Origin of the sequence: Micromonospora sp. NPDC049051, assembly GCF_043197575.1 — a bacterium.
GTDB lineage: Bacteria > Actinomycetota > Actinomycetes > Mycobacteriales > Micromonosporaceae > Micromonospora.
This window is the reverse complement of the sequence record NZ_JBICTL010000002.1, coordinates 421,022-447,467: the sequence shown is the minus strand read 5'-3', so window position 1 is coordinate 447,467 and position 26,446 is coordinate 421,022. Positions and strand designations below refer to the sequence as shown.

General features: G+C 68.7%; 20 protein-coding genes and 2 pseudogenes. 12 read left to right on the top strand and 10 right to left on the bottom strand.

The genetic code is table 11. The features are described 5' to 3' along the window. Positions 1-80: 80 nt before the first annotated feature. A complete protein-coding gene (locus ACGFIR_RS09300; protein WP_393144121.1) occupies positions 81-569 on the bottom strand; it encodes an SMI1/KNR4 family protein in 489 nt (162 codons plus the stop codon). Between the two features lie 556 nt (positions 570-1,125). After that, positions 1,126-1,531 (bottom strand): annotated as a pseudogene (locus ACGFIR_RS09295) (tyrosine-type recombinase/integrase); the annotation flags it as partial. A gap of 144 nt (positions 1,532-1,675) precedes the next feature. Here ACGFIR_RS09295 and ACGFIR_RS09290 point away from each other — a divergent pair. Beyond that, positions 1,676-2,162 (top strand): annotated as a pseudogene (locus ACGFIR_RS09290) (YdeI family protein); the annotation flags it as partial. A 372-nt stretch (positions 2,163-2,534) separates the two neighbouring features. Here the strand turns inward: ACGFIR_RS09290 and ACGFIR_RS09285 are convergent. The 3 genes from ACGFIR_RS09285 to ACGFIR_RS09275 form a co-directional block, all read right to left on the bottom strand. Then, positions 2,535-2,996, bottom strand: a complete 462-nt coding sequence (locus tag ACGFIR_RS09285; RefSeq protein WP_393003811.1) for a hypothetical protein — start codon at positions 2,994-2,996, stop codon at positions 2,535-2,537. 257 nt (positions 2,997-3,253) lie between these two features. After that, on the bottom strand, positions 3,254-4,192 hold the full coding sequence (locus ACGFIR_RS09280; RefSeq protein ID WP_393144119.1) for a cyclase family protein: 939 nt from the start codon (positions 4,190-4,192) through the stop codon (positions 3,254-3,256). 469 nt (positions 4,193-4,661) lie between these two features. Beyond that, positions 4,662-5,240, bottom strand: a complete 579-nt coding sequence (locus tag ACGFIR_RS09275) for a GrpB family protein (RefSeq protein WP_393144117.1) — start codon at positions 5,238-5,240, stop codon at positions 4,662-4,664. Positions 5,241-5,465: 225 nt separating this feature from the next. Between ACGFIR_RS09275 and ACGFIR_RS09270 the strand changes: the two genes are divergently transcribed. The 4 genes from ACGFIR_RS09270 to ACGFIR_RS09255 all read left to right on the top strand — a co-directional run bounded on the left by ACGFIR_RS09270 (position 5,466) and on the right by ACGFIR_RS09255 (position 12,164). Then, complete coding sequence (locus ACGFIR_RS09270; RefSeq protein WP_393144115.1) at positions 5,466-6,239, top strand: hypothetical protein; 774 nt, start codon at positions 5,466-5,468, stop codon at positions 6,237-6,239. A 288-nt stretch (positions 6,240-6,527) separates the two neighbouring features. Beyond that, positions 6,528-8,924, top strand: a complete 2,397-nt coding sequence (locus ACGFIR_RS09265) for an AAA family ATPase (RefSeq protein WP_393144113.1) — start codon at positions 6,528-6,530, stop codon at positions 8,922-8,924. 133 nt (positions 8,925-9,057) lie between these two features. Continuing rightward, positions 9,058-10,869, top strand: a complete 1,812-nt coding sequence (locus tag ACGFIR_RS09260) for a hypothetical protein (RefSeq protein ID WP_393144111.1) — start codon at positions 9,058-9,060, stop codon at positions 10,867-10,869. Positions 10,870-11,138: 269 nt separating this feature from the next. Beyond that, positions 11,139-12,164: an adenylate/guanylate cyclase domain-containing protein gene (locus ACGFIR_RS09255; RefSeq protein WP_393144109.1), complete on the top strand. Its 1,026-nt coding sequence runs from the start codon at positions 11,139-11,141 to the stop codon at positions 12,162-12,164. Between the two features lie 148 nt (positions 12,165-12,312). Here the strand turns inward: ACGFIR_RS09255 and ACGFIR_RS09250 are convergent, their stop codons facing one another. Next, positions 12,313-13,269, bottom strand: a complete 957-nt coding sequence (locus ACGFIR_RS09250) for a DUF4034 domain-containing protein (RefSeq protein ID WP_393144107.1) — start codon at positions 13,267-13,269, stop codon at positions 12,313-12,315. A 578-nt stretch (positions 13,270-13,847) separates the two neighbouring features. Here ACGFIR_RS09250 and ACGFIR_RS09245 point away from each other — a divergent pair. Together ACGFIR_RS09245 and ACGFIR_RS09240 are read left to right on the top strand one after the other, a co-directional pair. Further along, positions 13,848-15,176: an NAD(P)/FAD-dependent oxidoreductase gene (locus ACGFIR_RS09245; protein WP_393144710.1), complete on the top strand. Its 1,329-nt coding sequence runs from the start codon at positions 13,848-13,850 to the stop codon at positions 15,174-15,176. 23 nt (positions 15,177-15,199) lie between these two features. Further along, entirely contained in the window at positions 15,200-16,756 is a 1,557-nt protein-coding gene (locus ACGFIR_RS09240; RefSeq protein WP_393144105.1) for an aminotransferase class I/II-fold pyridoxal phosphate-dependent enzyme, read from the top strand. 99 nt (positions 16,757-16,855) lie between these two features. On the opposite strand, the gene ACGFIR_RS09235 is transcribed toward ACGFIR_RS09240, so the two are convergent. The 3 genes from ACGFIR_RS09235 to ACGFIR_RS09225 all read right to left on the bottom strand — a co-directional run bounded on the left by ACGFIR_RS09235 (position 16,856) and on the right by ACGFIR_RS09225 (position 19,013). Next, the gene (locus ACGFIR_RS09235; RefSeq protein WP_393144103.1) at positions 16,856-17,263 is read right to left on the bottom strand and encodes a hypothetical protein; all 408 of its coding nucleotides are present in this window, start codon (positions 17,261-17,263) and stop codon (positions 16,856-16,858) included. Between the two features lie 202 nt (positions 17,264-17,465). Continuing rightward, complete coding sequence (locus ACGFIR_RS09230) at positions 17,466-18,173, bottom strand: VOC family protein (protein WP_393144101.1); 708 nt, start codon at positions 18,171-18,173, stop codon at positions 17,466-17,468. A 60-nt stretch (positions 18,174-18,233) separates the two neighbouring features. Next, entirely contained in the window at positions 18,234-19,013 is a 780-nt protein-coding gene (locus ACGFIR_RS09225) for an SDR family NAD(P)-dependent oxidoreductase (RefSeq protein ID WP_393006278.1), read from the bottom strand. Positions 19,014-19,554: 541 nt separating this feature from the next. Between ACGFIR_RS09225 and ACGFIR_RS09220 the strand changes: the two genes are divergently transcribed. Further along, complete coding sequence (locus tag ACGFIR_RS09220) at positions 19,555-20,010, top strand: Fur family transcriptional regulator (protein ID WP_393006276.1); 456 nt, start codon at positions 19,555-19,557, stop codon at positions 20,008-20,010. After that, positions 20,007-22,283, top strand: a complete 2,277-nt coding sequence (gene katG, locus ACGFIR_RS09215) for a catalase/peroxidase HPI (protein WP_393144099.1) — start codon at positions 20,007-20,009, stop codon at positions 22,281-22,283. Before ACGFIR_RS09220 ends, katG begins: the two co-directional genes overlap by 4 nt. A 70-nt stretch (positions 22,284-22,353) precedes the next feature. Here the strand turns inward: katG and ACGFIR_RS09210 are convergent, their stop codons facing one another. Further along, complete coding sequence (locus ACGFIR_RS09210; protein ID WP_393144097.1) at positions 22,354-22,932, bottom strand: TetR family transcriptional regulator; 579 nt, start codon at positions 22,930-22,932, stop codon at positions 22,354-22,356. Between the two features lie 114 nt (positions 22,933-23,046). On the opposite strand from ACGFIR_RS09210, the gene ACGFIR_RS09205 reads away from it, so the two are divergent. From ACGFIR_RS09205 to ACGFIR_RS09195, 3 genes are all read left to right on the top strand, one after another. Then, positions 23,047-24,582 (top strand): MFS transporter, encoded by a 1,536-nt coding sequence (locus ACGFIR_RS09205; RefSeq protein ID WP_393144095.1) that lies wholly within the window; start codon positions 23,047-23,049, stop codon positions 24,580-24,582. A gap of 310 nt (positions 24,583-24,892) precedes the next feature. Continuing rightward, a complete protein-coding gene (locus tag ACGFIR_RS09200) occupies positions 24,893-25,819 on the top strand; it encodes a phosphotransferase family protein (RefSeq protein WP_393144093.1) in 927 nt (308 codons plus the stop codon). Between the two features lie 186 nt (positions 25,820-26,005). Next, positions 26,006-26,446, top strand: coding sequence for a hypothetical protein (locus ACGFIR_RS09195; protein WP_393144091.1), 441 nt, complete (start codon positions 26,006-26,008; stop codon positions 26,444-26,446).

Genomic DNA, 26,446 nt, shown 5'->3' with positions numbered 1-26,446 from the left:
GCTGACATCGCTACTACCCATCCGAGCCAGAAAGGTGCCTGCACCAGCCCGGCGGTACGGCCTCATTTCCAGATCCGTGATCAGTCGCGGTACTCGGATCCGTCGACGACGCCCTTGAGGAAGGTCTCGAAGTCGGGAGCGAGGACGGTGATCTGGTAGTTCCACTCCTGATCGACGTGCACTACTGTCGGCTCCCCGAGGCAGCGGTAGTCGAGGGCGATCATGTCGTGGCCCGCTGACGGGCAGTCGACGATGTAAACGCCGATGTCAGGGTAGCCCCATTCGGCTATCCATAACGCGCTGCCGAGTTCGCCGCACAGGCTGAAGGAAGCGGTGTGGCCGATCGCCGCCAGTGTTTGCACACCGACGTGGTCCGGAGCCCAAGAGGTTCGCCGGGGCGCGGGATGGGCGTCCCGGGCCAGCAAGCCGCCGTTGTGTCGACGGGCCAGGTCCACGTACGCCCTGGGCAGCGTGCGTCCGAGGCGCACCTGCACCGCCTGCAGAACCTCGTCGGTGAGCGGGTCTTCCAGCGGGCCGGAGGTGCCGAAGACCGTCACGGGATCGAGCACGCGTTGACGATAGTAGGTGGGCACCCGCAGCGGGACCCATCGTCGGCGTCGCAGCGCGATCGACGTCGGCGGTAACCCGGTAGGCGTGCCGGCGCCGACGCCAGCGTCTGAGCCCCAACCGCCCGGACAAGGCCGACGAAGCCGCGGCTACGCGACCAGCTACATGCAGGTAACGGTGCCGAAGGGTGCCATCTTCACCACCCATGACTGTGAAAGCGACTGGGAGTGGATGCACCCCTGATGTTGCGGGGTGGCACGCCGACAAGCCCCGCGGGCGTGGGCCGCGGGGGTCGGGGGATCAGGGAGCGCGGTGGGAGCAGCCGGGTGTCCTGAACGGCGTTGAACTGCACCCAACCGCACGCAGCGACGCTCAACGGCACCCGCGCCCACCTGCTGTTCTGCGTTTGCGCAGGTCAGGATCGGTGCAGCGTCCTGCTTCACACCGAAGAGGTCACTGGTTCGATCCCAGTATCGCCCACGCAGGTCAAAGGCCACTTCCCGGGTTCGGGAGGTGGCCTTTCTGCTACCCGTACAGCAGTGAAGTACAGCAGTTCCGTCAGCGGCCGAGTGAGTCACCGAGGCGCTTGAGTGCGTCTCTGGTCGCCTTGGTCGATACCTGCGTGTAGATCTCCATCGTCACGGAGAAGCGGGCGTGCCTCAGCACCTGCATGGCGACTCTGGGGTGGACGTCGAGGTCGGCAAGGAGCGTGGCACAGGTTCTTCTTGCGTCGTGGACGGTGATCGGCGTGACCTTCGCCTTCTCACACCTTGTCTCAGGAACGCTGGAAGTTGCGTGGCTCGATGGGTGTGCCGTAGCGGATGGTAAATACGAGGTCGTTCTCGTGCCACGCTTTGCCAGCGGCTGCTCTTGCCTCGTCGCGTTGTTGCTGTCGGAGCTTGAGAGCGGTCAGGCAGATGTCGGGCAGGGGGAGGGTGGCGTCGGACGCCTGGGTCTTGGTGTCGGCAGCGGCGTCGACACTTGTCCAGGTTCCGCTGCTAACGGCGGTGTTGGCCGCCTGCGTGGCGCTCGTGATGCTCCCTGCCGTGGTCCTCGGGTTCGTCGGATTGATGATGCTGTACGCGGGTGGGCTAATGCCTCGTGAGACACGGTCACGACCCTGACCTGGCAGCAGGCGGTCGACGAGGCGCTGTGTTTTGGCTGGATCGACGGGCAGGCCCGTAAGCGGGATCAGGAAAGCTCCTGGATCCGGTTCACCCCTCGCCGGCCTCGCAGTTCCTGGTCACAACGCAACGTCGCCCAAGTGACCCGGCTGGAGGCGCAGGGGCGGATGCTGCCCCCCCGGCCGCGTCGCGGTGGAAGCCGCGAAGGCGGACGGGCGGTGGGCGGCCGCCTACGCCCCGCCGTCGGAAGCCGAGGTGCCAGCCGACCTCCTCGCCGCTATCGCTGCCAACCCCGCCGCCCAGGCCATGTTCGACGTACTCACCAAGACCAACCGGTTCGCTCTCATCCACCGCGTCAACGCGGTCAAACGGGCACAGACCCGCGAGCGGAAGATCGGCGAGTTCGTCGCCATGCTGGCCCGCCACGAGACGATCTACCCGCAGAAGGCCAAGCCTCCGCACTCGTCGTAGCTGGCTTGCCGAGAAGTGGATACTCCTCTGGCCGCGACTCTGGGAGCGGTCGTTGCCGACGGCTCGGTGGTGACTCTGGTCGACTGCGCGGTGTCGGTGTCGGTGACGCTCCTGTCCAGCGTGCCGTTGGCGCTTAATGGCGACCGCAGTGACAGGCCGGTCCGCCCCTCAGATCGGGAGGGCCGGCCTGTCACTGCGTCGAGGCGTACGGTGGCTGATCGTTCCACCACCTGTACGCGCTACGGCCCGTGCGGGTCTGCCGTCGGCGGCAGGATGGTCTCCTGCACCCCCGTGCCGGCGGCGGCCTCTCCGAGCCGACTGTGCGCCTGCGCCGTGGCCCCCGGACCACGATGGCGCGGGCCTGTTCATGGGTCAGCACGGATCGATGTACCAGATCGGGTCCCAGGTTTCGACGGAGACCGGCACGTTGTCCGGCTTGATCCGCTGTTCCACGACATCGTTCAGCCAGAGGAGTTCCACGACCGCGCCGCCTTCCTGGTGGTTGACGGCGGCGCCACGGCCCAGGAAGTTCGCGAGGGTCCGTTTGTCGCAGTAGTAGAGCTCGAAGAAGGTGTGCTGGCCGTCGCCCTCTCCCACGGCGTAGCAGGAGTAGCGCAACTTGCAGCTGCGCAGGTACTGGTTCCGGGCCTCCGTGCTGAGGTTGCGGGTCACGTACTCCCGGGGTCCGTTGTTCTTGCCGTTGGCATAGAACGGGCTGAGTCCCGGTCTCACCTCCAGCGTGGTTTCCGCCCGCGCCGGAGAAGCGGCGATGGTGAGCAGCGTGGCGACTGCGGCGGCGGCCGCCAGGACCCGGGTCTTCCGTATAGCTAGCATTGGTTTTCCCCTGTCTGTTGCGGACGTTCTGCAACGAGGATGCCTGCCACACGCACGGCTGTCCTTAACGGAGGGTGCACACCTCTTGCGTCAGCGTGCACTTCCGGTGTCACCGGGGAAAGCCCGTACGTTGCCCGCAACACCACACGAAAGTAGAGGGCGATGCCTCCGTCACCGCATCCTGACGCGATCGCGGGTACCGGCCGGGACACGAGAGGGCGGTTCGATCCAGGCCCGCCGAGCTGGGGTGCTCAGGTTCAGAAGGTGGCGATCGGGTTGACCGGGCTGCCGGACGTGCCGGCGAAGCGGACCGGCGCGACCGCGAGGTGGAAGTCCCACTGGCCGAACTCGGCAGCCGTCGTCGCGCATTCCTCCAGGTCGCAGTTGTCGAGCAGCCACAGACCCATCGCGACGAGGCTCACGGCGTGAACCGGCATCAACACCTTTTCGTACCCCGACGGTTGAACGTCCTGGGGGGTGTCGGCACCGATCAGCGCGACCTCCCGTTCGTGCAGCCACGGCAGGCAGGACGCGTGCCAGCCGGACTGCGTGACGCCACCTGCCGCACCGACCTCGTGCCGGACGCGGCCATAGCCGGTCCGCAGCAGTACCGCATCGCCGGATCGCACCCGCACACCCTGGAGACGCTCGGCCTCCTCCAGATCGTCGGGGAACACGGCCTGCCCCGGTTCCAACCACGGCACGCCACGGACCCTCGCGATGTCCAGCAGGACACCACGCGTGACGATTCCGTTCGCCGCCGCCGTGACGGCCGCCCACCCCGATCCCGTCGCGGCGTCGACCAAAGAGTGCGACCGCCCGTTGTACATCATGCCGTCCCAGAAAACGTGGCACGGTGAGTCGACATGGGTGACGGTATTGCCGTGGAACGTGATGCCCAGCCGCTCGGACGAAAAGCCCCAGAGCCGATCGGCGCGGAATCCCGGCAACGGCATGTTCTCGGCACCCGGCATGTCGGCCGCGCACGGGCATGTCGTCGTCGACCGCTCCATCTCGTCCGGTACGGCAATCTCCCATGCGCACGACACGCTCCTGCCGTGCCGCACGGCTCGCGCCGCGGCCACCCGGACGTCGTCGGTAATGTGGTTCAGAGTCCCGATCTCGTCGTCGTCGCCCCACCGTCCCCAGTTCGACAGCGCGTCGAAGTACCCGAGCACGTCGTCCTGTGTGGGCATCAGTCGCCCTGCCGTCATCCCAGCATCGACTCCTCCGTCATGCGGTGCGAGGCACCGCAGGCAGGGTATCCCCGCCCTCGCCTTGACATGCCGAGACCCGCTGACGAGTAGCGTTGCCGCCGAGGTCGGGTCCACATCCGCCAATCGCGTACGAAATCGTTAGCCTGATCCCGCTGGGCGCGGTCATGATCGGACGCAGAGCACCTCAGCTGACCAGGCACTTCAGGGGGATCAGGTCAGCGGAAGGAGATCTCGAAACTCGCGTTGGCCCTGCCACGGTGCGCCCATGGCGGAACTTGTGACCATTACCGCTCTACTCCGCCCACTCCTGCGGCGACGACTGCTTGCGGTAACCGAGGCGCGGCACTGGTGACGAGAAACCGGTGAAGGGAAATCCTGGATTGTTGAATCTGGCGATCGGGTAGCCGATGGCCACGACGTCCCTGCGCGGATCGGCGACCGCTCGGCCTCATCCGTCGGCTGAGGGAGACCGCCACGGTCTCCGAGGCGCGCTGACGGGCGGAGCCGCCGTCTTGTCGCGTACGCCGAGGACCTCGTTGACGAAGTCGTCCTTGTCGCGTGCGTAGGCCATGAGGTCGGCGCCGTGAGCTTGCGCGAGATCGCGCTTCAGTTGCTCGTACCGGGACCTGTAGTCCGCCCGGCACCGGAGCGCATCGCGGAAGGCGACTCGTCGCCGCCAGAGCAGAGAGGTCGGCTCGGTGAGATGAAGTTGGTGGGTGCGTTCCCACCAGTTGTCGGTCTCCGGCTTGAAGAAGTAGTGCGCCTCCTTCGGACGGTGAACGCCCTTGCGGTAGCCGAGAGCGGTCACGACCTCGATGGCGGCTGCCGCCTCTGGCAGACTGCCCACCGGCGCCATCATGTCGATGATCGGCTTCGCCGCCAGCCCGGGAACCGATGTGGAGCCGATGTGCTCGACTGGCCCGACCAACCATTGCGCCAGAGCGGTTTCGAGGCTGACCCGCTCCTGCTCGAACAGCACAGCCCATTGCGGGTCGTACGGGCTGAGGGTGACCGGTGTGCCCTTCACGGGAGCCGCCTTTCAGTACGCAGTACGGGCCGGGCGGTGCGTCTCATTGTTCCTTCTGGCGAGGCAATCACTCGTGGTATCCGGGTGGGCGGCCGTCCGGAACCGCCGAGAACGGTGCACGCAGATCGGGCCCCTCGATCGGCGCCGTACGCCATGTCCGCAGGTCGGTCGATGCCCGGTGGCAGGTGGTGGCGGTGCTGGTCCCGCATCGCCGACAATCCTGGGGTGCACGGACCCGAGGCGGACGAAGCGCTGAGCTGGCTGGCCGAACAGGGCGTGACGCCGCTCGGTGAGGGACGCTGGCAGGAGTCCAGCCCGTCGGGTCACATCGAGCGATCCGACAACGATCTCGCCCATGAGTGGACGGCCGTGGCGCTGGGAGACGACCGGCTGACCCCGGTGCGGCGGCTACGTACGGGCCTTGGCCTGCTCGATCTGCTCGACGAGTACTGGGTGACCGTCGAGCTGCGTCTCTTCATCGCCGAACAGGCGGACCCGGTGGTCACCGACGTCTTCTGGGCGGGATACCGACAGCGCCTGGAAGCCACCGAGCCGGCCAGGCAGGTGTTGTACTCGCTGTGGGTCGACTGGTTCGAGGACCTCGACACCGTCGAGGAGGCGTTCTCGAAGGTGGCCGGCGACGACGTGCGCGACATGCTCGCCCGACAGCGTCTTCGCGATCTGGCGACGGACCCTGTGCACCGCCGAATCGCCCGGGTCCTGGAGCACTCGGGGCCGGTGCGCTGGACCTGCAAACACGATGTCTATGAGATCGCCACGGCCGTGCCCGAGCTGCACCCCGCATTGTTCAGAGGTTTGCTGACCAGCTACCACGACGTCTACGGCGACCTCGAACCGGGGCCGGCGCTCGCCCTGTTGAACCGCCTCCACCTACCCGCGGACACCGAGCATCTCTCCCCGCTGCGCGCGGTCCGGGAGACCGGTGCCCGCAATCATCACCGCCACCCGGATCTGTGGGACACCGTGCGCCAAGGGTGACACCGGCCCGAGCGCGCCCCTCCCGAATAAGGCCCATACCGGTACGGTCACCGGCTGACCCTGCGCCGGCAGTCGCCGACTCGATGATCTACCTGCCTCGCCGATGGCGGCGACCGTGCCACCTTCGGTTGCCGCCCACTGATTCGTCGGCAGGGCAGCGAGAGTCTGTGCCTGCGCCGCGTACCTACCGTCCTCGGTCCTTCGGCCACATCGGCGAGGAGTGCAGACCGCCTACCATGAAGCCAACCAGTCTGGAGGTCGAGGGTGCCGAGTCGGCGACGGTGGGTGGTGGCGTCGCTCCTGACTGCCCTGTCCGTATTCCTGGCCGGAGGACTCCTCGCCATCTCGGTTAACGCGGCCAGCAACGTCGACGCAACGTGGCCGTACGGCTTGGAGATGATCCGGCGCCACCCGTTCCGGTGGGCCGGCATCCTGCTGGTAATCGTTGTCGTTCTTAGCGTCCTTGTGGCCTGGTTGTCGGAGCGGCCGATCGGCTCACGCCCGGACGGCACCGGCGAGGCACCCGTCCCACACCGCGATCCCATTCCCTTCGGCACCGAGAAGGCAGTCGTCGGACTCGACCGAGGGATTCCGTGGACCCGCGAAGCGGTGGTCAGGTCCACCATCGACAAGCTGCTCGCCGGCGGTCCACCGGTCGTGTTGGTCGGGCTGCCCGGCAGCGGCAAGACGGTACTCCTAGCGCAGGTCACCGCACTGGTGGCGGATCGCCTTCCCGAGGCAGTCGTGATCAGCTTCGACGGCCCGGCAGCGGTGGAGCCTGGGTACCTGCATACCGAACTGAACCGGTTCCTGCGCTCGCACGGGATCAACCTTGACGCGGAGCTACTGCAGCGCCTGCCCGACGAGGTAGCCCTGAAGAAGCTGGCGGCGGTGGCGGCGGATCTACCGGTCCTCCTCGTGCTCGACGGCTTGGACTGGCTCGACGACCAGCGCCGTTCAGTCCTGCTCCGCACCTTCACCGACCTCCCGCGCTTGAGGGTCCTCGCGACCGCGCGGCGGCGGCCACCGCCTGGAGATCCGGCGGTCGTCGTACATGTCGAGGCGCTCAGCGACGAGGAGGCGGCGGCGCTGGCGGAGAGGGCCGTCGGATACCTGAGACTCGCAGTCGACTCTGCAGACGTGCTAGCCGCCGCACCGGCGGCGGTGAGGCGCCATCCAAGGTCGCTGTTGTTCGCTCTGGCTCGGTGTGACCGGCTGCCATCGGCCGTCGCACGGCGGCAACTGGCCGCGATGAAGGCGCAGACCACGACTGTGCAGGAAATGATCAAGGCTTTGCCCGAGGCGGACCGAGTCCTGTTGTTCCGCTTGCTGCCGGTCGTCGGGATCGCACCCTCGCGCCTGATCGGATGGTCACCCGTATTCAGTGGGCCCGAGGTAGCCGACGCCGGTTTCGAACTGCTGCGCAGCGCGATGGTCGAAATGTTGGAGCCCGAGATTCGGATCTCCGAACTCGTGCAGGAGGCCGCTCTGGCCGTTGCCTCTGACACTGTCGCCCTTCTCGCGCAAGACATGGTTCACGCAGTGTTGGAGGCGGGGCCAGACGAGGCAGCGTCTGCGGAATCGATAGCGGCGGCGCTTGCATACCGGCTCGAGAAGCTAGGGTTTTCGAGGCTGGTGGTGCGGATCTGCCAGAAGCGCTCACTGCTCGACCGGCTCAACCACACAGGCCGTTGGGATGATTATCTCGCGCTTGTGCGGATAGGCGCCCGCGCGGCGGAGTCGGTCGGCGATCTCGCACTCGCCGCCGAGATGTGGCTGCGGCTTTCCGGCAAGCTGCCGCAGCGAGGCGATGTTGCTGGTGGCGAGGAGGCGCTACAGCGGGCAGAGCCGCTGGTCGGCCAGCTGCCTGCACCACTGCTGCGCAGTCGGCTGGCGAGTCAGCGGGGCCTTCTTCAGTTGTACCGCGGTGCCCCCGAGCAGGCGCTGCGCTCCTACCTGGCCGCCATCGAACTGGCTGACGATGCGGCTGCCCGGTGTGTGGCCCACAAGCAGTTGGGGCACGTGTACGAGATGCTCGGGGACTCGGACCGAGCATTGCTCCACTACGAGGTGGCCGCAGCGGAGGGTGCACCCGACGACCGACATGCTTTGGAGGCGCGAATCGACCTGGCGCTTGCCTCCTCCCGGCGCCGTTCACTGGACGAGGCTAACGAGAAGATCCGTGCGGTCCTCGACGAGATCCGTGGGCTGCCGCAGGAGTATCCGGCCGGGCTCTGCCGGGCGCTACTCGCACTTGCCGTGATCGCGTGGCGTCGACGGGAACGGCGGACCGCCCTGACCTCGGTGCGGATGGCGCTGACGGTGACTGCTACCGACCCGAGGCTTCGGGTCACGGCATACGAGTTGCTGCGCCGTTGGCAGCGGCCTTGGTGGCGGCAGGTGATCACCGCTCTCGCCACTCCGTCCGACCTCCTGCGGGGGATTCGGGCGGCGGGCGCGGCGAATGCCCTGCCCATAGCAGCCAAGAGCTACGAGGACGATGTGCGTCAGCTCTACGAGTGGCAGGATCGGTCGTTGACGGACCTGGAACAGCGCACTGACCATGTCACCAGATTGCGCGGTGACTTCGTCGCCTTCGCCCTAGGCACCGGGGCTGACCGCGAGGCAGTGGAGTCAATCTTCCACGACGTCGACACACGGACGATCGAGCTCATCAGTGGGTGACCGGAACGCGGAGCAGAGTGCCCTTTTGCGGGCTGCGCTCCAGCACGCGCGGACCGTACCTTTTCACCGCGACCGACTTCCCCCGCCATCGCTGACGAGTGACCCCTGGGACGCCCTCGCGCAAACGCCACCGATGTCCCGTAAGGACGTGCTGGCATACCGCGACGGCTTACTGTCCCCTGCTGGTGATCGCCGCAGCTGGGTGCGTACCGCAACCACCGGCAGCACTGGTGAGCCGGTGTCCGTCGCCCACGACGCTACGTCTCGGGCACTGGAAGAGCAGGTGCTGTCGCAACTGGTAGCGCGCCATGGCGGAGGTGAAGCATGGCACAAGCGTGGCCTCATACACGTCGTACTCCATCCGGGCGGACGGTCGCGTGGTGCGCGTAGCGGATGGTCACCGGAAGCCACAGCGACCAAGTGGAATCTCATCCGCGCCTGGCAGCTGGATGACGAGGACTTTCTGTCCCGACTGGACGCGCTGGCAGGAATGATCGTCACAGGCAGCCCGTCGACCCTCGAACTCGTCGCAGACCGGATTCTCGACACCACCGTCGGCACGGTGTCGCGGCCAGCGCTCGTGGTGCTGTCGGGCGAGCCTGTGTCGACAGACGTGCGTCACAAGGTCACTGACGCGATGAACTGCCCGGTTACAAGCGTCTATGCAATGGGCGAGGTTGGGATCCTCGGCACCGAATGCCCGGACGGTGGCTACCACATCGAGCCTGACGTCGCCGTAGTGGAGGTTCTCGACGATCGCGGCGACTCAGTCCGCGACGAAGACATCGGGGAACTCACCGTAACGACGCTGAACAACCGGGCCATGCCACTCGTCCGGTACCGCACCGGAGATCGGGTGGCCCGCATGCCTCGCTGCGGCTGCCAGGAGCGCGGCGTACGGGTGCGTTTAGCCGGTGTGCGCCCGGCCAGATGGTTGGTCACCGACGGTGGGGCCGCTGTTCACACGGTTCGATTCGCGAAGCTGTGGCGGACTTTACAGGTTTCGCGGGCCCACCTCCACCAAGCGCCGGACGGTAGCGTCGAGGCGCAGTACTGGGCGCGGGGGCCGCTGACGGAAGGCCAGCAAGCCGTTGTCGTCGGGTCCTTGAAGTCTGCCCTCGGCAGGCAGAAATCGATCACTGTCACATGGAGATCTGACCCGGCACCTCGCGCTCAGCCGGACAGCCCTGGTGTCGCCAGGGTCGTTCCCGCACGCGCCGAGCCGCTGCCGGACGCGCCGGGCGACGTAGCGGTCTGGTTGCGGGAGGCGTTAGCACCTGCAGCTGACGAGATTGACGCTGCGGTGATCACGGGAAGCTTCCTCGACTCCACGCGAGGTACCCGGTTCAGCGACATCGACGTCACCATCCTCGTGTCAGCGCCCGTGCAGACTACGACCTGGGCCGAGCGGATCCGTAACCTACGCGCGCAATTGCCCCGCCTGCGTGTGAACGTCGAACACCCGGCGGGACTAGCGGCCCGCTCGCCCCTGGTCGTCGCGCGCATGCAACAGGAACGATTGCTGGTGCTGGGGGAGATGCCGCTCGCATTGACTGGGTGGCCGGACCGCGAGGCACTGCGACGGGATGCGCTCACCTGGACCTGGCAGTCACTTCCATTGATCTGGCACCAACTAACCGCGCCGCTGGCAGAGCCGGCCGATCCGGTATACGTGGCATATCTCGCCCAGAAGTTTATTGTCGACGCTTGTCGCTATCGTCATCTCTTGTCGGGCGGCAGAACAACCGGAGCGCCAAACGTCGTAGCGGCAGAAATCGCCGGACTGTCCGGTCCCGTCCTCACTGGTGACGCTTGGGAAGCCTTCGAGGTCGCGCGCGAGTTGCGGCCTCCCCCGCCAGATGAGGACGGCTCGCACGAGCGCTACCTGATCGCAGCCATCGCAGTGCTGCGCGCGCTCGCGTCAGCCCTGGTTCCAGCCACGTAAAACGTTTTGGACCGTAGTGGGTGGCTGAGCTGGCCAGCTACCAAGATGGCCCGTTCGGCTGGTTGCCGGCGGACGGCCCAGCCTCTCCGCCGGCGGCAAAGCGTGTGAATGCTAGTCCAAGCTCGTCGGTCGAAATTCTGACAGATATTGAAAAGCTGTACCTCTTGCGCCGTGTAAGTGTCTGCCGTTAACGTCACACATTGCTCTGGCTTGCGCGCAAGCTGTCAGTGCTCTCAGCTTGACGACGATCGTGGATGTGAGGGCTTCGAATGGACACTCGGACTGTTACGGTAATGATCGTCGATCTCGTGGATTCGACGGCTACTATCGCGGCAGTTCCCAGCGTTCGGATGACCGAAATCATGCGCGACGCTGCTGAGCCGATCCGCTCGCTGGTCGAGAGGCTCGGCGGCACGGTCATCAAGTTCACGGGGGACGGTTACTTGACGACCTTTCGCAGCGCCACCAGCGCCTTGCATGCCGCGACGCAGGTCGTCGGGCTGTTCAGCTCGCAAGCGAAGTCTGTTGTGGGTGGGAGCATAAAGGGTTGTCGAGTCTCGCTCAACATTTGCGACGTCACCTCTTACGAGAACGACATACTGGGCGAGGGTGTCGTGGTCGCTGCCCGCATGGAGAAGTACGTGCCCCTGAATTCCGTCTACGTGACATCAGCTGTGCGGGATGTTGCCAAAATGGGAGAGTTTCAGTTCGAAAAAGTCGACGACCTCATCCTCAGTGGAATCCCCTCGCCGGTCGTTGTTTATCGACTTCTGACCGAATCGTACCGGGGTGTGGAGCGTGACGTCTATCTGACGGTGACGGATCTGATCGGAATGTCGAAAGCGGCCGCCGAGCTGTCATTGACGGAACTCAACCGGACGTTGCAGGGCTGGGTCGGTTCTCATCGGGACTGCCTGCGAGAGACGTCGGGTCGACTTCGTGCGGTTGCCGGAGATAATGTGATCTCGACGCACGTCACCGCAGAGGAAGCCGTCGACTTTTTGGTGCGCTTGCAGTCGGCAGTCGACGCATATAATGCCAGGGTTGAGCCCGGGCGTGCGCTGACTTTCAGCTCCATCACCTGTCGCGGCGACTTGTTCGTGCCCGACTTCGGGGTTGCTGGGCCTCTCGTCAGTGGTGCTTTCAGCATTCTGGGAAAGCTTGCCGCGGGCACCAAAGTAATCACCAAGGGCGTATTTGACCGCCTGGCGTCAAGTGGTGACAGCTTTTCTGGGCACCTCGCTGAAGGGCTTGTGGGAAACGATGAAACCCTGCATGTTCTTCGTGGCCTGTAATGTGACGCATGTGTCGTTGAGCGCTGGAGTGCCGGACTGTCACCGTCGTTGACGTCCCTGCGTCACCATCTGCCGGTTGCGTCCGTGGACGTGGTGTGCGACTTGTCCATGTAGGCGTGTTGGGATGGATGCTCGCGGCCCCGATCCGTTACCGGCGGTTCTCGGTCACATAGTCGAGTGAGGCGGTGAACTTCTCGACCGGGTCGCCGAGCATCTGCCACGGCCACTCGGTAACCAGTCCGTCCAACAGCGCGAACGCGTGCGCTGCCGCGTCGAACTCGTCGGCCAGCTCGAAGGCCATCGCGAACGTCGCCACCCGGGGCGCCCAGCCGGGGCCGGCGGGTACGTAGTCCGGGTGGAATATCGACTGATCCGCTGCTGCGAGAAGTTCGGCACGGACCTCGTCGGAAACGATGTACTTGTTGCCCTCTTCCCGCTCACTGTCGTGCCACTTCTCGATGTGGGCGACGGCCACCAGTTCGTGCAGGAGGCTGTTCGGTCCGGCCGCCGCTGCGGCGCCCCGGGCGAAGTCGAGCATCTCCTCGTGGCTGCCGGACCATTTGGCGCACAGATACTGCAGCCGCTGCTCGTGTGCGACCAGGTGTCCCGGGTGAAGCCGAGTCACCGCCTCGAAGCGCTGCCGGGCCTCCGCCGCCCCGCCGCCCAGGCCCCGGGAACTGGTGACCAACCACGCCCGCGCTGTCACGTTGTCGGGTTCGCGCTCGAGCACCCTCTGCAACGTGGCCTCGGCGTAGCGCAAGCGCTCGTGGAAGCCCTTGAACTGGGCGGCAGTGGTGTACTTCGCCCGCTTGCCGCCGCGCGCCTCCCACGCCCAGTGCACGGCGTGACAGCCGGCAACCAGCACGGGCAGCGTCGATTCAGGCTCGGCGTCGATCCACTCGCCGATCCAGTCCTGGATCCCGTCGACCGTGCCGACCGCCTCCATCAGGAAGGCCATCTCGTCCGGATCGGCCGCCATGTCGAGCAGTTCCCGGGCGAACTTCCACCTGCGTTTCTCCAACGCCCGGATCAGGGCCTTCCGGTGCGGGTCGCCATAGGACGGGTCCAGGAACGGACCCTTGGATCGTTTCGTGAACGGCCACATGAAACCCAACCCCCATGTCGTACGCCGCGCGCAGTCCTGGACCGACCCGCCACCCGCAACGGCCGCGATACTAGATCATCAGGCTCGGCTGCGGCTGACCAGCGCCAACCACATGGAAGCACGCGACTCGCTGCGACCCGGTTGGGGCGGAATCGTGCCGGACTTCGTAGCCCGGGCGATCAGCGCGAGGAGAGTCGGCCCGACCTGCGACCAGGAGGTTCCGGAGGAGCAGGTCCGGGACGAGCAGGGCCGTCAGCACAAGCGGGGCCACCTCTGGAACGAGCAGCCCATGGTCCGCGTCCAGCGCCGCATTCGATGCCAGCGGTACAGCGGCGAAGCGCAGCGACCGCGGCAGCCGCACCAGGCCGACGGTTTTTATCCACTGTGGACATACGCTAGGCTCTCCGCCGGGCCTGCCGACTCGACCAGTGCGGGCGGCGGAGACAGCCACCACAACGTGGCCGACGTCGAACGCAATGCGGGTGACCTGCGGCGATCCGGAAACCTCGGGGCCGCGCTCGGGTGGGTCCTCACGCCGCGGCTGCCTGCGCCCCCACCGCCACGACAACGAAGGACCGATACAGTTGTACGACGCGATCGTCATCGGCGCCCGCTGTTCGGGTGCGTCCACCGCCCTGTTGCTCGCCCGGCGTGGACACCGGGTGCTGTTGGTGGACCGCTCGTCGTTTCCCAGCGACGTCATCTCGACGCACTTCCTCTGGCCGCACGGGATGTCCTACCTCAACCGGTGGGGCCTGCTGGACGAGGTCCTGGCGGTCACTCCGGCGCACACCACGGTCGAGGTGGTCAACGACGGCATCTCGCTGACCGGCTCGGTGCCGGCCGAGCTGCTGCGCGAGTACTTCCGGGACCTGCACGGCGACGACTCGGGCGTGGTGCAGAGCTACGCCTCCGTGCGGCGCCGGGTGCTCGACGAGATCCTGGTAAGCGCGGCCGCCAAGGCCGGTGCCGAGGTGCGTACCAACTTCACGGTTCGTGAGCTGATCGTCGAGGACGGGCAGGTCGTCGGCATCCGGGGGCGCGCGGTCGACGGGGAGCTGGTCGAGGAGCGGGCCCGGATCGTGGTCGGCGCCGACGGCCGGAACTCGTTCGTCGCCCGTACCCTCGCGCTGCCGAAGTACGACGAGCGGCCCCGCTGCACGTTCGCCTACTGGAGCTACTGGTCCGGCTTCGACCTCGGCCCGGCCCAACTGCACCGGCGCGGCCGGCTGGCCTGCGCGGTGGCGCCGACCAACTTCGACCAGAACATGGTCCTGGTCTGGGGGCCGAGTGAGTGGGCGCGGGAGTTCCGCGCCGACGTGCCGGGCAACTACCAGAAGGCGTTGGACTTCGTCAGTCCGGAGCTGGGCGACGTGGTGCGTACCAAGGGGACCAGGGAGGAGCGCATCTACGGCACCCTGGACCAGTCGGCCTTCCTCCGGCCGCTGCACGGGCCCGGCTGGGTGCTCGTCGGTGACGCCGAGTCGGCCAAGGACCAGTGCACCGCGATCGGCATCACCCACGCCTTCCGGGACGCCGAGCTGGTCAGTGCCGCACTGGACCGGTGGCTCCGCGGCGACGCGTCGATCGACGAGGCGATGACCGCCTACGGGGACCGCCGCCGGAGCCAGAACGCCGCCGCCTACCACGACTACGTCTGCACCCTTGCCGAGATGCGTCCGTATCGGCACGACGAGTTGCAACTGTTCGTCGCGCTCCGGGGCAACCAGCAGGAGACCGACCGGTTCATCGCCACCCACGCCGACGTCGCGCCGGTGTCGGAGTTCTTCCAGGCCTCCAACCTCTTCCTGCTCAACGACGCCGCGAAGGAGTCCTCCGCCGACCACGCGGTCTTCGAGGACTTCGCGGAGACCTCCCGCAGCTACCAGCAGAACCTCTTCGCCTGATGATCCACCAGGGAGACGACACCGTGACGACCACCGAGCTGGACCAGCGTGAAGACGGCGAACTGATCGGGATCATCCTCAAGGCGGCGCACTGCCGGGACTTCGAGACCATGGCGCGTACCGCGACCGAGGTCTCCGAGATGACCCGCAACTGGGCCACCCACATCCCGTGGGACGACCTCGCGTCCCTCGACGGCGCCGACGACGAGCTGGCCCAGGTGGTCGCCGACCTCACCGAGATGTGGGAGCCGGCCCACCTGCGCAACCCCGTCGACCCCGACGAGGAGTACGCGCTGGACAAGAACGCGTACGACTTCTACCGACCCGCCGGCCGCAACCTGCTGACCCGCACCGAGGACTTCTACGGCTGGGTGCAGGCCCGCCGCCGCACGGAGACGTGGCAGTACTCCCGGGTGCTGGAGGCGGCACCGGACAGCGTCGCCCAGATCACCAACGACCTGGGCCGGCGGGCCCGGGGCATCAACTTCAACTCCCAGGACTACCTGTCGTTCAACACCCACCCGGCGATCCGGGAGGCGGCGGCCAGGGCGATGCACGACTACGGGCCGCACAGCGCCGGCTCGCCGATGGTGCTGGGCAACACCCGTATCTCCGACGACCTGGAGGCGGCCCTCGGCGACCTGGTCGGGCTCGACCACGTGACGCTCTTTCCGACCGGCTGGGCGGCCGGCTTCGGCGCGGTCGTCGGTCTGGTCCGGCAGTCCGACCACGTCCTGATCGACCGGTTGGCCCACTCCTGCCTCCAGCAGGGGGCACGGGCGGCCACCCGGAACGTGGTCCGCTACGAGCACCTCAACGTCGAGGCGGTACGCCGGCACCTGAGCGAGATCCGGGCCACGGACACCCGCAACGGCATCCTGGTGGTCACCGACGGGCTCTTCTCGGTGGACGCGGACTGGCCGGACCTCGTCGCCCTGCAACGCGCCTGCCGGGAACACGACGCCACGCTGCTGGTCGACGTGGCGCACGACCTGGGCTCGATGGGGCCCGGCGGCACGGGCGTGCTGGGGATGCAGAACCTGCTCGGCAGCGTCGACATCGTGATGGGCGCCTTCTCCAAGACGTTCTGCTCCAACGGTGGCTTCGTGGCGTCCAACTCGCCGGCGCTGAAGCAGTACATCAAGATGTTCGGCGGCTCGCACTTCTTCTCCAACGCGCTGTCACCGGTGCAGACCGCCGTGGTGCGGGAGGCCGCCAGGATCATCCGGTCGGCCGAGGGGGACGAGCTGCGGGCCCGCCTCTTCACCGCGATCCACGCCCTGCGCGACGAGCTGACCGGCCGGGGCCTGACCTGCATGGGCGAGCCGTCACCGATCGTGCCGCTGCTGATCGGCAACGAGAAGCTGGCGCGTACGGCCAACCGCCTGCTCTTCGACCGGGGGGTGCTGGCGTTCATGGTCGAGTTCCCGGTGACCCCGACCGGCTCGTCCCGGTTCCGGCTCCAGGTGCAGGCCGGGCACCGGCCCGAGGAGGCCCGCGAGGCGGCCCGGATCATCGAGGGCGCCATCGCCGACTCCCGGGCGTACCTCTCCAGCGCCTTCGGCAGCGCTCCCCACTGACGGGACGGCGTTGACCGGGGGGACAGAGCCGAATCGACACGCTTGCGCGCGCCACTTCGGCGGCGGGTCAGGCGGTGCCGGGGCGGGCCGGCAGCACCCTCAGGAGATGACCGGGTTGCCGCGGATGCCGCCGTCCGCGCAGGGCCAGGGCCCGGCGGCGAGCGGTGCCAACCCGACGTCGCGGAAGACGAGCAGATCGTTGTCGATCGCGAACGCGATGGTGCCGTCGTCGAGGAGACGGACTCTGCTCAGGACGGCCCGGTCGTCGTCGGGGATGTGGAACAGGTCGCGCTGGTGAAGGTCCACGTCGACGGAGCGGAGTGAGCCGTCGCGCCAGAACACCGCCGTCCCGTGGGCGTCGAGGGCGGGATAGCTCGTGTGGTAGCCGGGGAGGGCGGGCCCGCCGCGCATCGATCCGTCAGGGTTGAGGATCCGGAATCTCGACCGGGACGGCGTCACGTTCTCAGATTCGGGACCGCGGATCACGCCGTGCTGGTCGACGAGCATCTGGCCATGGCTGGGCCACGTCTGTGTCGCCTGGCCGTCGCGGTCGTACAGGGTGCTGGAGAACGCGCCGTAGCCTTGGGCGCCGGCGAGGAAACGGCCGGTCCCGGCGATGGCCTTGCGGTTCCTGCTGTGGGGTGACCGAACGTGTCATCCGCGCGATCTCCGGCGCCAGCACCGTGCCGTCTCCCTCGCCCGTGCGGCGTCAGCTGCCGCGCACGCAGAACTCGTTGCCGTCGGGGTCGGCCAGCACGACGGTGCCGTCCGCGTCGACCTCGATCCGGGTGGCCCCGAGGGAGAGCAGCCGGTCGACTTCGGACCGCTGGTCGACGCCGACCGGGGTGAGTTCGAGGCGCTGCCGGTTCCGTGCCTCTTTCGGGGCCAGGGGTGGGCCTCCCCACGCGACCTTCGTCCCGCCGCGCGGTGACTGGATCGCGGTCTCCTGGTCCTGGTCCCACACCAGCGGCCAGCCCAGCGCCTCGCTCCAGAAGAGGCCGACCTCCCGGGTGCCGTCGCAGGCGAGTTCCCCGAGCGGGCCGCACCCGGCGAGGTACGCGTTGCCCGCCTCGATCACGCAGAACTCGTTGCCCTCGGGGTCGGCCAGGACGACGTGCCCCTCCTCGGGGCGCTGCCCGACGTCGAGGTGGCTGCCGCCCAGCCTCAGCGCCGTGGCGACCGTGTGCCGTTGGTCGTCGTGGCTGGCGCTGGTCAGGTGAAGGTGCATCCGGCGGTACGGCCCCGGCTGCGCGGGGCGGTCCGGGACGAACCGGAGGCTGAGCTGGCCGTCTTCGCCGGGGAGGAGAGCGTCGCCGGTGCCCTCGACGACCTGCCGACCGAGCATGTCGGCCCAGAACCGCGCCAGGCGGGCCACGTCGTGCGCATCGGATGTCGCGGTGAGCAGGCGAGAGATCACCGCTTCACAGTAGGCAGGGGCCGGTGGGGCGACAAGGCGATTACCCGGGCACCGACGAGGTCACCTGACGGGGGACCCGCCGTCGACCGGGATGGTGTGGCCGTGGATGAAGGACGCGTCGTCGCTCGCGAGGAAGCAGACCGTCCGGGCCACCTCGTGGGGTTCACCGTATCGACCCGCGGGGGCCTGCATGGTCAGGTCGTAGAACGGGAAGTCGCTGGTGATCTCCGCGCCCTCGAACGCCGCGGTCTTGATGACGCCCGGCCCGATGCCCACCGCGCGGATGCCCCGGTGGCCGTAGTCGTAGGCGATCTGCTTGGTCAGCCCGATGACGCCGTGCTTGGCCGTGGTGTATTCGGCCCCGACCTCGCTGGCGACCAGACCGGAGGCCGACGAAACGTTGATCACGACGCCGCTCCCGCGCTCCAGCATGTGCGGAAGCGTGGCCTTCGTCGCGAGGAAGACGCCCTTGAGGTCGACCTCCATGACGCGTTCCCACTGGTTGGTCTCGATCTCGAGCAGCGGGAGGTAGGCCCCGAAGACGCCGGCGTTGTTCACCAGCACGTCGATGTGGCCGTACGCGTCGAGGGCGGCGCTCACCATGCCGTTGACGGAGTCCTCGTCGGTGACGTCTGCCGCCACCCCGGTCGCGTCGCCTCCGGCGTCACGGATCCGGTTGACGGTCGCGTCGGCGCGTTCCAGGGAGAGGTCGGAGACGACGACCTTGGCGCCTTCCTTCGCGAGCTCCACGCACATGGATTGGCCGAGACCGGAACCGATCTGATCGGGGCTGTATCCGCCGCCCGTCACGAGCACGACCTTGTCTGTCAGTCCACGCACGCTCGATCTCCCGTCCGGAGAGGAAACTGTCCTGGTGATCGTTCGACAACTGGCGGACTGGCCGGGCGACGAAGCCGAAGCCGCCGCTGCGGGCACCTGCGCGGGTGGTCCGGATCGCAAGCTGTGCCCGTGATTCGAATCTAGCGCCGTGGCCGCGGACGTTCACCGGGTTTGCCCGATGCACTCGAAGATCGTCCGGCTTCCGGGCCGCGCGCAGGTCACCGTCGCCACCGGTAACCGGGCCCGCGTCGACGAGCCGCGGCGGCGAACACCTCCGGCGGCTCAGGCTCCCGAGGCCCGGACCCGACCGGTCGGGTCCGGGCCTCGGCACGCCTGTCCGGCTACGCGCTGAGTCGAGCGCGCGCAGCCGGGCGATGCCTGTGCCCATCGGCGGGGCGCGAGGGCTCTCCCGGAACCGGCCGACGGGGCCTGAACAGGACATCGTCGCCGGTCAGGCCGTGAATCGGACCAGTGACGCCGGTCGCGAAGTACCCGCGAAGAAAACTTGAATGATTCCAGAAGAGTGGACTATGTTGGTCGCGTGGCGCCCGACTTCGAGACTCAGTTGCGGGCGGTCTCGTTGCGCGTGACCCGGCCCCGGTTGGCGGTGCTCGCCGCGCTGCGCGACCACCCGCACGTCGACACCGAGACCGTGATCGCGCTGGTGCGGGCGGAACAACCCACCGTCTCCCACCAGGCGATCTACGATGTGCTGCGTGCGCTCACCGACGCCGGTCTGGTGCGCCGCATCCAGCCGGCCGGTGCGACCGCCCGCTACGAGTCCCGGGTGGGGGACAACCACCACCATGTCGTGTGCCGCTCCTGCGGCGCGATCGCCGATGTCGACTGCGCCGTCGGCGATGCTCCCTGTCTCACCGCCTCCGACTGCCACGGCTTCGTGGTCGACGAGGCGGAGGTCGTGTACTGGGGCACGTGCCCCGACTGCGCGACCGAACGCACCTCCCAGTGGTCCGCCAGGTTGGAAGGAAACAGATGAGCGACACCCAGGACAACCGTCCCTCGAGCGCGCAGGGCGTGGACAAGAAGGCGGCAGCCGGCTGCCCGGTCGCGCACGACTCGGTCACCGCGCACGGCAGCGAGAGCGAGAACCCTGCTATCGACTCGCCGACGCCGAAGACCGGAGGTCGTCCGCGTACCAACCGCGACTGGTGGCCCAACCAGATCGACCTCTCGGTGCTGCACGCCCACTCGTCCAAGGCGAACCCGCTGGGCGCGGACTTCAGCTACGCCCGGGAGTTCGCCAAGCTCGACGTCGAGGCCCTGAAGCGGGACATCGTCGAGGTCCTGACCACCTCGCAGGACTGGTGGCCGGCCGACTTCGGCCACTACGGCGGCCTGATGATCCGGATGAGCTGGCACGCCGCGGGCACCTACCGCATCCACGACGGTCGCGGCGGCGCCGGCGACGGTGGGCAGCGGTTCGCCCCGCTCAACAGCTGGCCGGACAACGCCAACCTCGACAAGGCCCGCCGTCTGCTGTGGCCGGTCAAGCAGAAGTACGGCCAGCAGATCTCGTGGGCCGACCTGCTCGTGCTCGCCGGCAACGTCGCGCTGGAGTCGATGGGCTTCAAGACCTTCGGCTTCGCCTTCGGCCGGGAGGACGTCTGGGAGCCGGAGGAGATCTTCTGGGGCCCGGAGGACACCTGGCTCGGCGACGAGCGCTACGTCTCCGAGAAGGAGATGGCGCCGGAGGTCGGGGCGACCGAGATGGGTCTGATCTACGTCAACCCGGAGGGGCCGAACGGTAACGCGGACCCGCTGGCGGCGGCCCACTTCATCCGCGAGACCTTCGCCCGGATGGCGATGAACGACGAGGAGACCGTCGCCCTCATCGCCGGCGGCCACACCTTCGGCAAGACCCACGGCGCCGGCGTCGCCGACGACCACGTGGGGCCTGAGCCCGAGGCCGCCCCGCTGGAGGCGCAGGGCCTGGGCTGGCTGAGCACCTACGGCAGCGGCAAGGGCGGGGACACGATCACCAGCGGTCTCGAGGTGACGTGGACCGACGTGCCGACGCAGTGGAGCAACCGGTTCTTCGAGATCCTCTTCGGCTACGAGTGGGAGCTGACCACCAGCCCCGGCGGCGCGAAGCAGTGGGTCGCCAAGGACGCCGAGGCGATCATCCCGGACGCCCACGACCCGTCGAAGAAGCACAAGCCGACGATGCTCACGACCGACCTGTCGCTGCGCTTCGACCCGGCGTACGAGAAGGTCTCCCGCCGTTTCCTGGAGAACCCGGACGAGTTCGCGCTGGCGTTCGCCAAGGCCTGGTACAAGCTGCTGCACCGCGACATGGGCCCGGTCAGCCGCTTCCTCGGGCCGTGGGTTCCCGAGGCCCAGCTGTGGCAGGACCCGGTGCCGGCCGTCGACCACGAGCTCGTGGGTGACGCCGACGTCGCCGCCCTCAAGGCGAAGGTCCTGGAGTCCGGCCTCACGACCGCCCAGCTCGTCTCCACCGCCTGGGCCTCGGCCGCCAGCTTCCGCTCCACGGACAAGCGCGGTGGCGCCAACGGCGCCCGGATCCGGCTCGAGCCGCAGCGCAGCTGGGAGGTCAACCAGCCCGAGCAGCTCGCGACGGTGCTGAAGACCTTGGAGGGCATCCAGCAGGAGTTCAACTCCGCCGGCGGTGCGAAGATCTCGCTCGCCGACCTGATCGTGCTGGCCGGCTCGGCCGCCGTCGAGAAGGCGGCGCGTGACGCCGGCGTCGACGTGACCGTGCCGTTCCACCCGGGCCGCACCGACGCCAGCCAGGAGCAGACCGACGTCGAGTCCTTCCGGGTCCTCGAGCCGCGTGCCGACGGGTTCCGCAACTACCTGCGCGCCGGCGAGAAGACCCAGCCCGAGGTGCTGCTGCTCGACCGTGCCTACATGCTCAACCTGACCGCGCCCGAGATGACCGTCCTCGTCGGCGGTCTGCGTTCCCTCGGGGCCAACGTCGGCGGCACGCGGCACGGCGTCCTCACCGACAAGCCGGGCGTGCTCACCAACGACTTCTTCGCCAACCTGCTCTCCCCGGGCACCCGGTGGAAGGCGTCGGAGTCCGACGAGCACGTGTACGAGATCCGGGACCTGGCCACCGACGAGGTCAAGTGGACCGCCACCGCGGTCGACCTCGTCTTCGGCTCCAACTCCCAGCTGCGGGCCCTCTCCGAGGTCTACGCCAGCCAGGACGCGCGCGACAAGTTCGTCACCGACTTCGTCGCCGCCTGGACCAAGGTCATGGAACTGGACCGGTTCGACCTCGCCTGAGCCGGCACCAACCGACGAGCCCCGGTCGATCCGTCGCGGTCGACCGGGGCTCGCCCCTTCCCGGATCCGGTCACGGGGTGGGGTCGACGAGAGGGCCCTCGTCGCGGGACAGCCGGATGAGCAGCTCGCGCAGGCGCGCCGCGTCAGCCGGGTCCGTACCGCCGTCGTAGAGGCTGGCCACGGCGGCGCCGTCGGCGGCCAGGGTGATGAGCCGCGCGCGTTCCGGGTCCAGGCCGTCGGCCTCCAGGGCCTCGTTCCAGCTCCGGTTGTCCTCCCGGAGAAGCTCGGCCACGCCCGGTACGCCGGCCAGCGAGGCGGCCAGGACGACGTGCTCCGAAACGGTCGACCCGTCGCCCAGACCGTCGAGGCTCGCCCTGACGTAGGCACGCACCAGCCGGCCCCGGGCGTGGTCGCGCGGATCGACAGCGGCGTGCACGGCTGCGGTGAACTGCTCCGCCAGGTCGCGGGCCAGTTCCAGCAGGAGCTGCTCCCTGCTGCGGAAGTGGTGCAGCAGCCCGCCCTTGGAAACCCCGGCGGTACGGGCGATGAGCTCCAGACTGACGCCCGCACCGTGTGTGACGACGGCGCGGGCGGCGGCGTCCAGCACCACCCGGCGCGTCCTGGCGGTGTCCCGCTCGCGAGCCGGCATGCCGGTGTCCTCCCGTTCTGGGCTGGCGACGCGCCGGAGGGGTGTCGGGCGCATCACCACCTTAGCCGACCAGACGGCTTGCACAGCCGACCATTTGGTTCGTAGCGTGGCGGCATGAGCATGGCGCACGTGGCACCCGAACCCGTCGGCGCCGCCGACGGGCGTGCCGGATTCCGGCAGTGGGCCGCCCTGGCCGCGTTGACCCTGGCCGTCACGCTGCTGGCCGTCGACGGCACCGTGCTGGCACTGGCCGTGCCCGCGCTGGTCGTGGAGCTGCAACCCACCGCCACGCAGTTGCTCTGGATCGGCGACGCCTACTCGTTCGCCCTGGCCGGCCTGCTGATCAGCATGGGCACCCTGGCCGACCGCATCGGGCGCCGGCGGCTCCTGCTGATCGGCGTCACCGGCTTCGGTGCCGCATCGCTGCTGGCGGCCTTCGCGCCCAGCGCCGGCTGGCTGATCGCCGCCCGGGTCCTGCTCGGTGTGGCGGGCGCGACGCTCATGCCCTCGACGCTGTCGCTCGTGCGCAACATCTTCACGGAGGCACGCCAGCGCACCCGCGCCATCGCCGTCTGGTCGGCCGGCGCCTCCGGTGGCGCCGCACTCGGCCCGCTGGTCGGCGGCGCCCTGCTGGAGCACTACTGGTGGGGCTCCGTCTTCGTGATCAATGTTCCGATCATGCTGCTGGTGCTGATCGGCGTCGCCGTTCTGGTGCCCGAGTCGCGCGACCCACGTCCCGGGCGCTTCGACCTGCTCAGCGCGCTGCTGTCCGTGGCGGCGATCGTGGCCCTGGTCTGGGCCGTCAAGCACACCGCCAAGGCCGGCGTCGATCCGGCCGGCGTCAGCGCGGTCCTGGCCGGCCTCGTCGGCGGGGTGCTGTTCGTACGCCGCCAGCGCCGCCTGGCCGCCCCCCTCGTGGACGTCACGCTGTTCGCCCGTCCGGTCTTCACCGGCACCGTCGTCGCCAGCCTGATCGCCATCTTCGCCTTCAGCGGCCTGCTGTTCTTCTTCTCCCAGTACCTCCAGCTCGTCCGTGGCTACTCGCCGCTGCAGGCCGGTCTCCGGGAGTTGCCGCTGACGCTGGCGTCCATCGCGGTCGTCGCCATCGCCGCCGCCGTACTCACCCGCCTCGGCGTCGGCCGCGCACTCAGCGTCGCGCTGCTGACCGCCGGCGCCGGCATGATCATCTTGACGATCGGCGAGGGCTACGCCGGCTACGCGCCGCTGGCCTTGGGCCTGGTCGTCATCGGCCTGGGTGTCGGCCTCGCCTTCACCGCCGCCACCGACGCGGTGCTCGGCGCGGTGCCGAAGGACCGGGCCGGCTCCGCCTCCGCCATCTCCGAGATGGCGTACGAACTCGGCGTCGCCCTGGGCATCGCGCTGCTCGGCACCCTGCACACCGTCCTGTACCGGTCGGCCCTGCCCGACCTGTCGGCCCTGCCCGGCCCGACGGGCGACGCCGTGCACGAGTCACTGGCCACCGCCGGGCACGCCCTGGCCGGCGGCGGGCAGCAGGGTGCCGCCATCCTGGCCGCCGCCCGGGACGCGTTCGTCCACGCCATGCAGTCGACCTCGCTCATCGCCGCGGTCCTGCTGGTCGCGGCCGGCGTGATCGCCTGGAAGCTCGTACCGTCACCCCGCGACTCGTAGCGCGGCGCGAGGGCGACCGGGACGGCGGTGCGGGGCTGACCGGCGTCGACCGCCCACTTCCGAGGGCGCGTTGGCGGTGTTCGGGGACATGGTCGCCGACGGCGGGCGGCACCGGCCACTCACCGACGAGACGTCCCCGCCGCCGAACTCGCCAGCCGGGCGGCGCCCACCCTGGCCGCCCTGGAGGTCACCAACGCGCGCGGGGACTGACCCCTCCGGCCGTCCGGGATAGGGTTCGCGTCGTGCCCTCGCGAACGGACACGCGGATGAGTCCGGACTGGACACCGGCCATGCCGTCCGGTGGCCGCCGATGACCGACCTGCGACACGCCGACGACGTCGCCCACGCGATCGCCTCAGCGGCCCTGGGTCGCGACGTCGGCCCCATGACCGCCGTCGGCAGCCTCTCGCACCACGTCTTCGTCGGCGCGGACGTCGTGTTGAAGATCATCGACGCGGCCGGCCACTCGCGGCTGGACCGGGAGATAGCCCTCGCGCTCCACCTGCCCGCCGGCATCACGGCCCCGCTGCTCGACAGCGGGCTGCACGAACTGGAGGCCAGGAAGGTCCGGTACGCCTGCTACGCCCGCGTACCGGGGGCGACTCCCGGCATGGGCATGCCCGGCGTGGACGAGTCGACCGCGCGCCGGTTGGCGGAGCAGGCCGTCGAGCGGCTGCACCGGCTGCACGCCTGGACGCCCGCGGCCCAGGCCCGGACGACGCTGGGGGAGACCCTCGACCACGGCGGGCTCGTCAGCCAGGCCGCGCTCCTCGCCGAGCTGGAGAACCTCGCCGCCCTGGACCGCGACGGCATCGTCCCTCGCCAGGTGCTCGACGGCCTGACGGCGATCGCGGAGCGCGCACCGTCGCACGCGCGCGCGGACGTCCCGGTGCACGCGGACTGTCACTGGGGGAACTGGCTCGCCCACGACCGGCAGGTGACGGCGCTGCTGGACTTCGAGTGGGCGCGCTTCGGCGAGCCGATGGACGACTGGTTCTTCCTGATCCGGTTCAGCGGGCCGCACACGGAGGCCGTCCTCGACGTCGTCGCCGGCGCGACGAGCATCTCGCCGACCACCCTGCGCCGCGAGTGCGAGGTGCGCGAGGCGAGCTACCTCGCGTCGGACCTCCGCGTCGCGCTCGAACGCCCGGGCACCCCCGCACGGGTGATCGCCGAGAACATCCGTGACCTCGAGGAACTCGTCGTCGAACGCTTCTGGTGGCCCCACGCCCCGTAGCCGGCGTCGAGCATTGCCGCACTCGTCCCGTCCGCCGCCGACCGCGTCCTCGCGCGGCCTGACGCCGGCCGTGTCGACCCGCGTCAACGGTGCAGGCCGGCCGAAACTCGCGGGCGGACGCGGGACGTTCCGTGCCACCATGATCCACAACAGCCGACAGTCGACTGTGGATTGGATTTGGTGATCATGAAGAGAGTGTTCTCAACCCTGATGGCGCTGGTGACCGTCGCGTCGGTCCTGGTGATCGGCGCACCCGCCGCCCAGGCGGCCGGCTCCTGCTCGGGCACGATCATCTACAGCCAGGTGCAGTCCTCGGGCTACGGCGGACTGGTGATCTACTACAACAGCAGCAACGGGGGCACCAACAGCGCCTGCTTCTACCATCGCGGCGCGGCCTACGGGAAGTCGGCGCCCACCTTCGTGCAGATCTACCGCTGCGCCGAGCGCTCGGGCGAGGGCGCGCACTGCACCCGCTCGGGCAGCGCGGACACCGATTCGGGCGACTTCAGCTACCACGCCGGCCCGGTCGGCGTCACCGGCACGGACTCCTACTGCGTCGAGGCGGTCGGCTACATCGGGTGGGCCGGCCAGCGCCACCAGATCTACAGCCGTCGGCAGGGCTGCTGA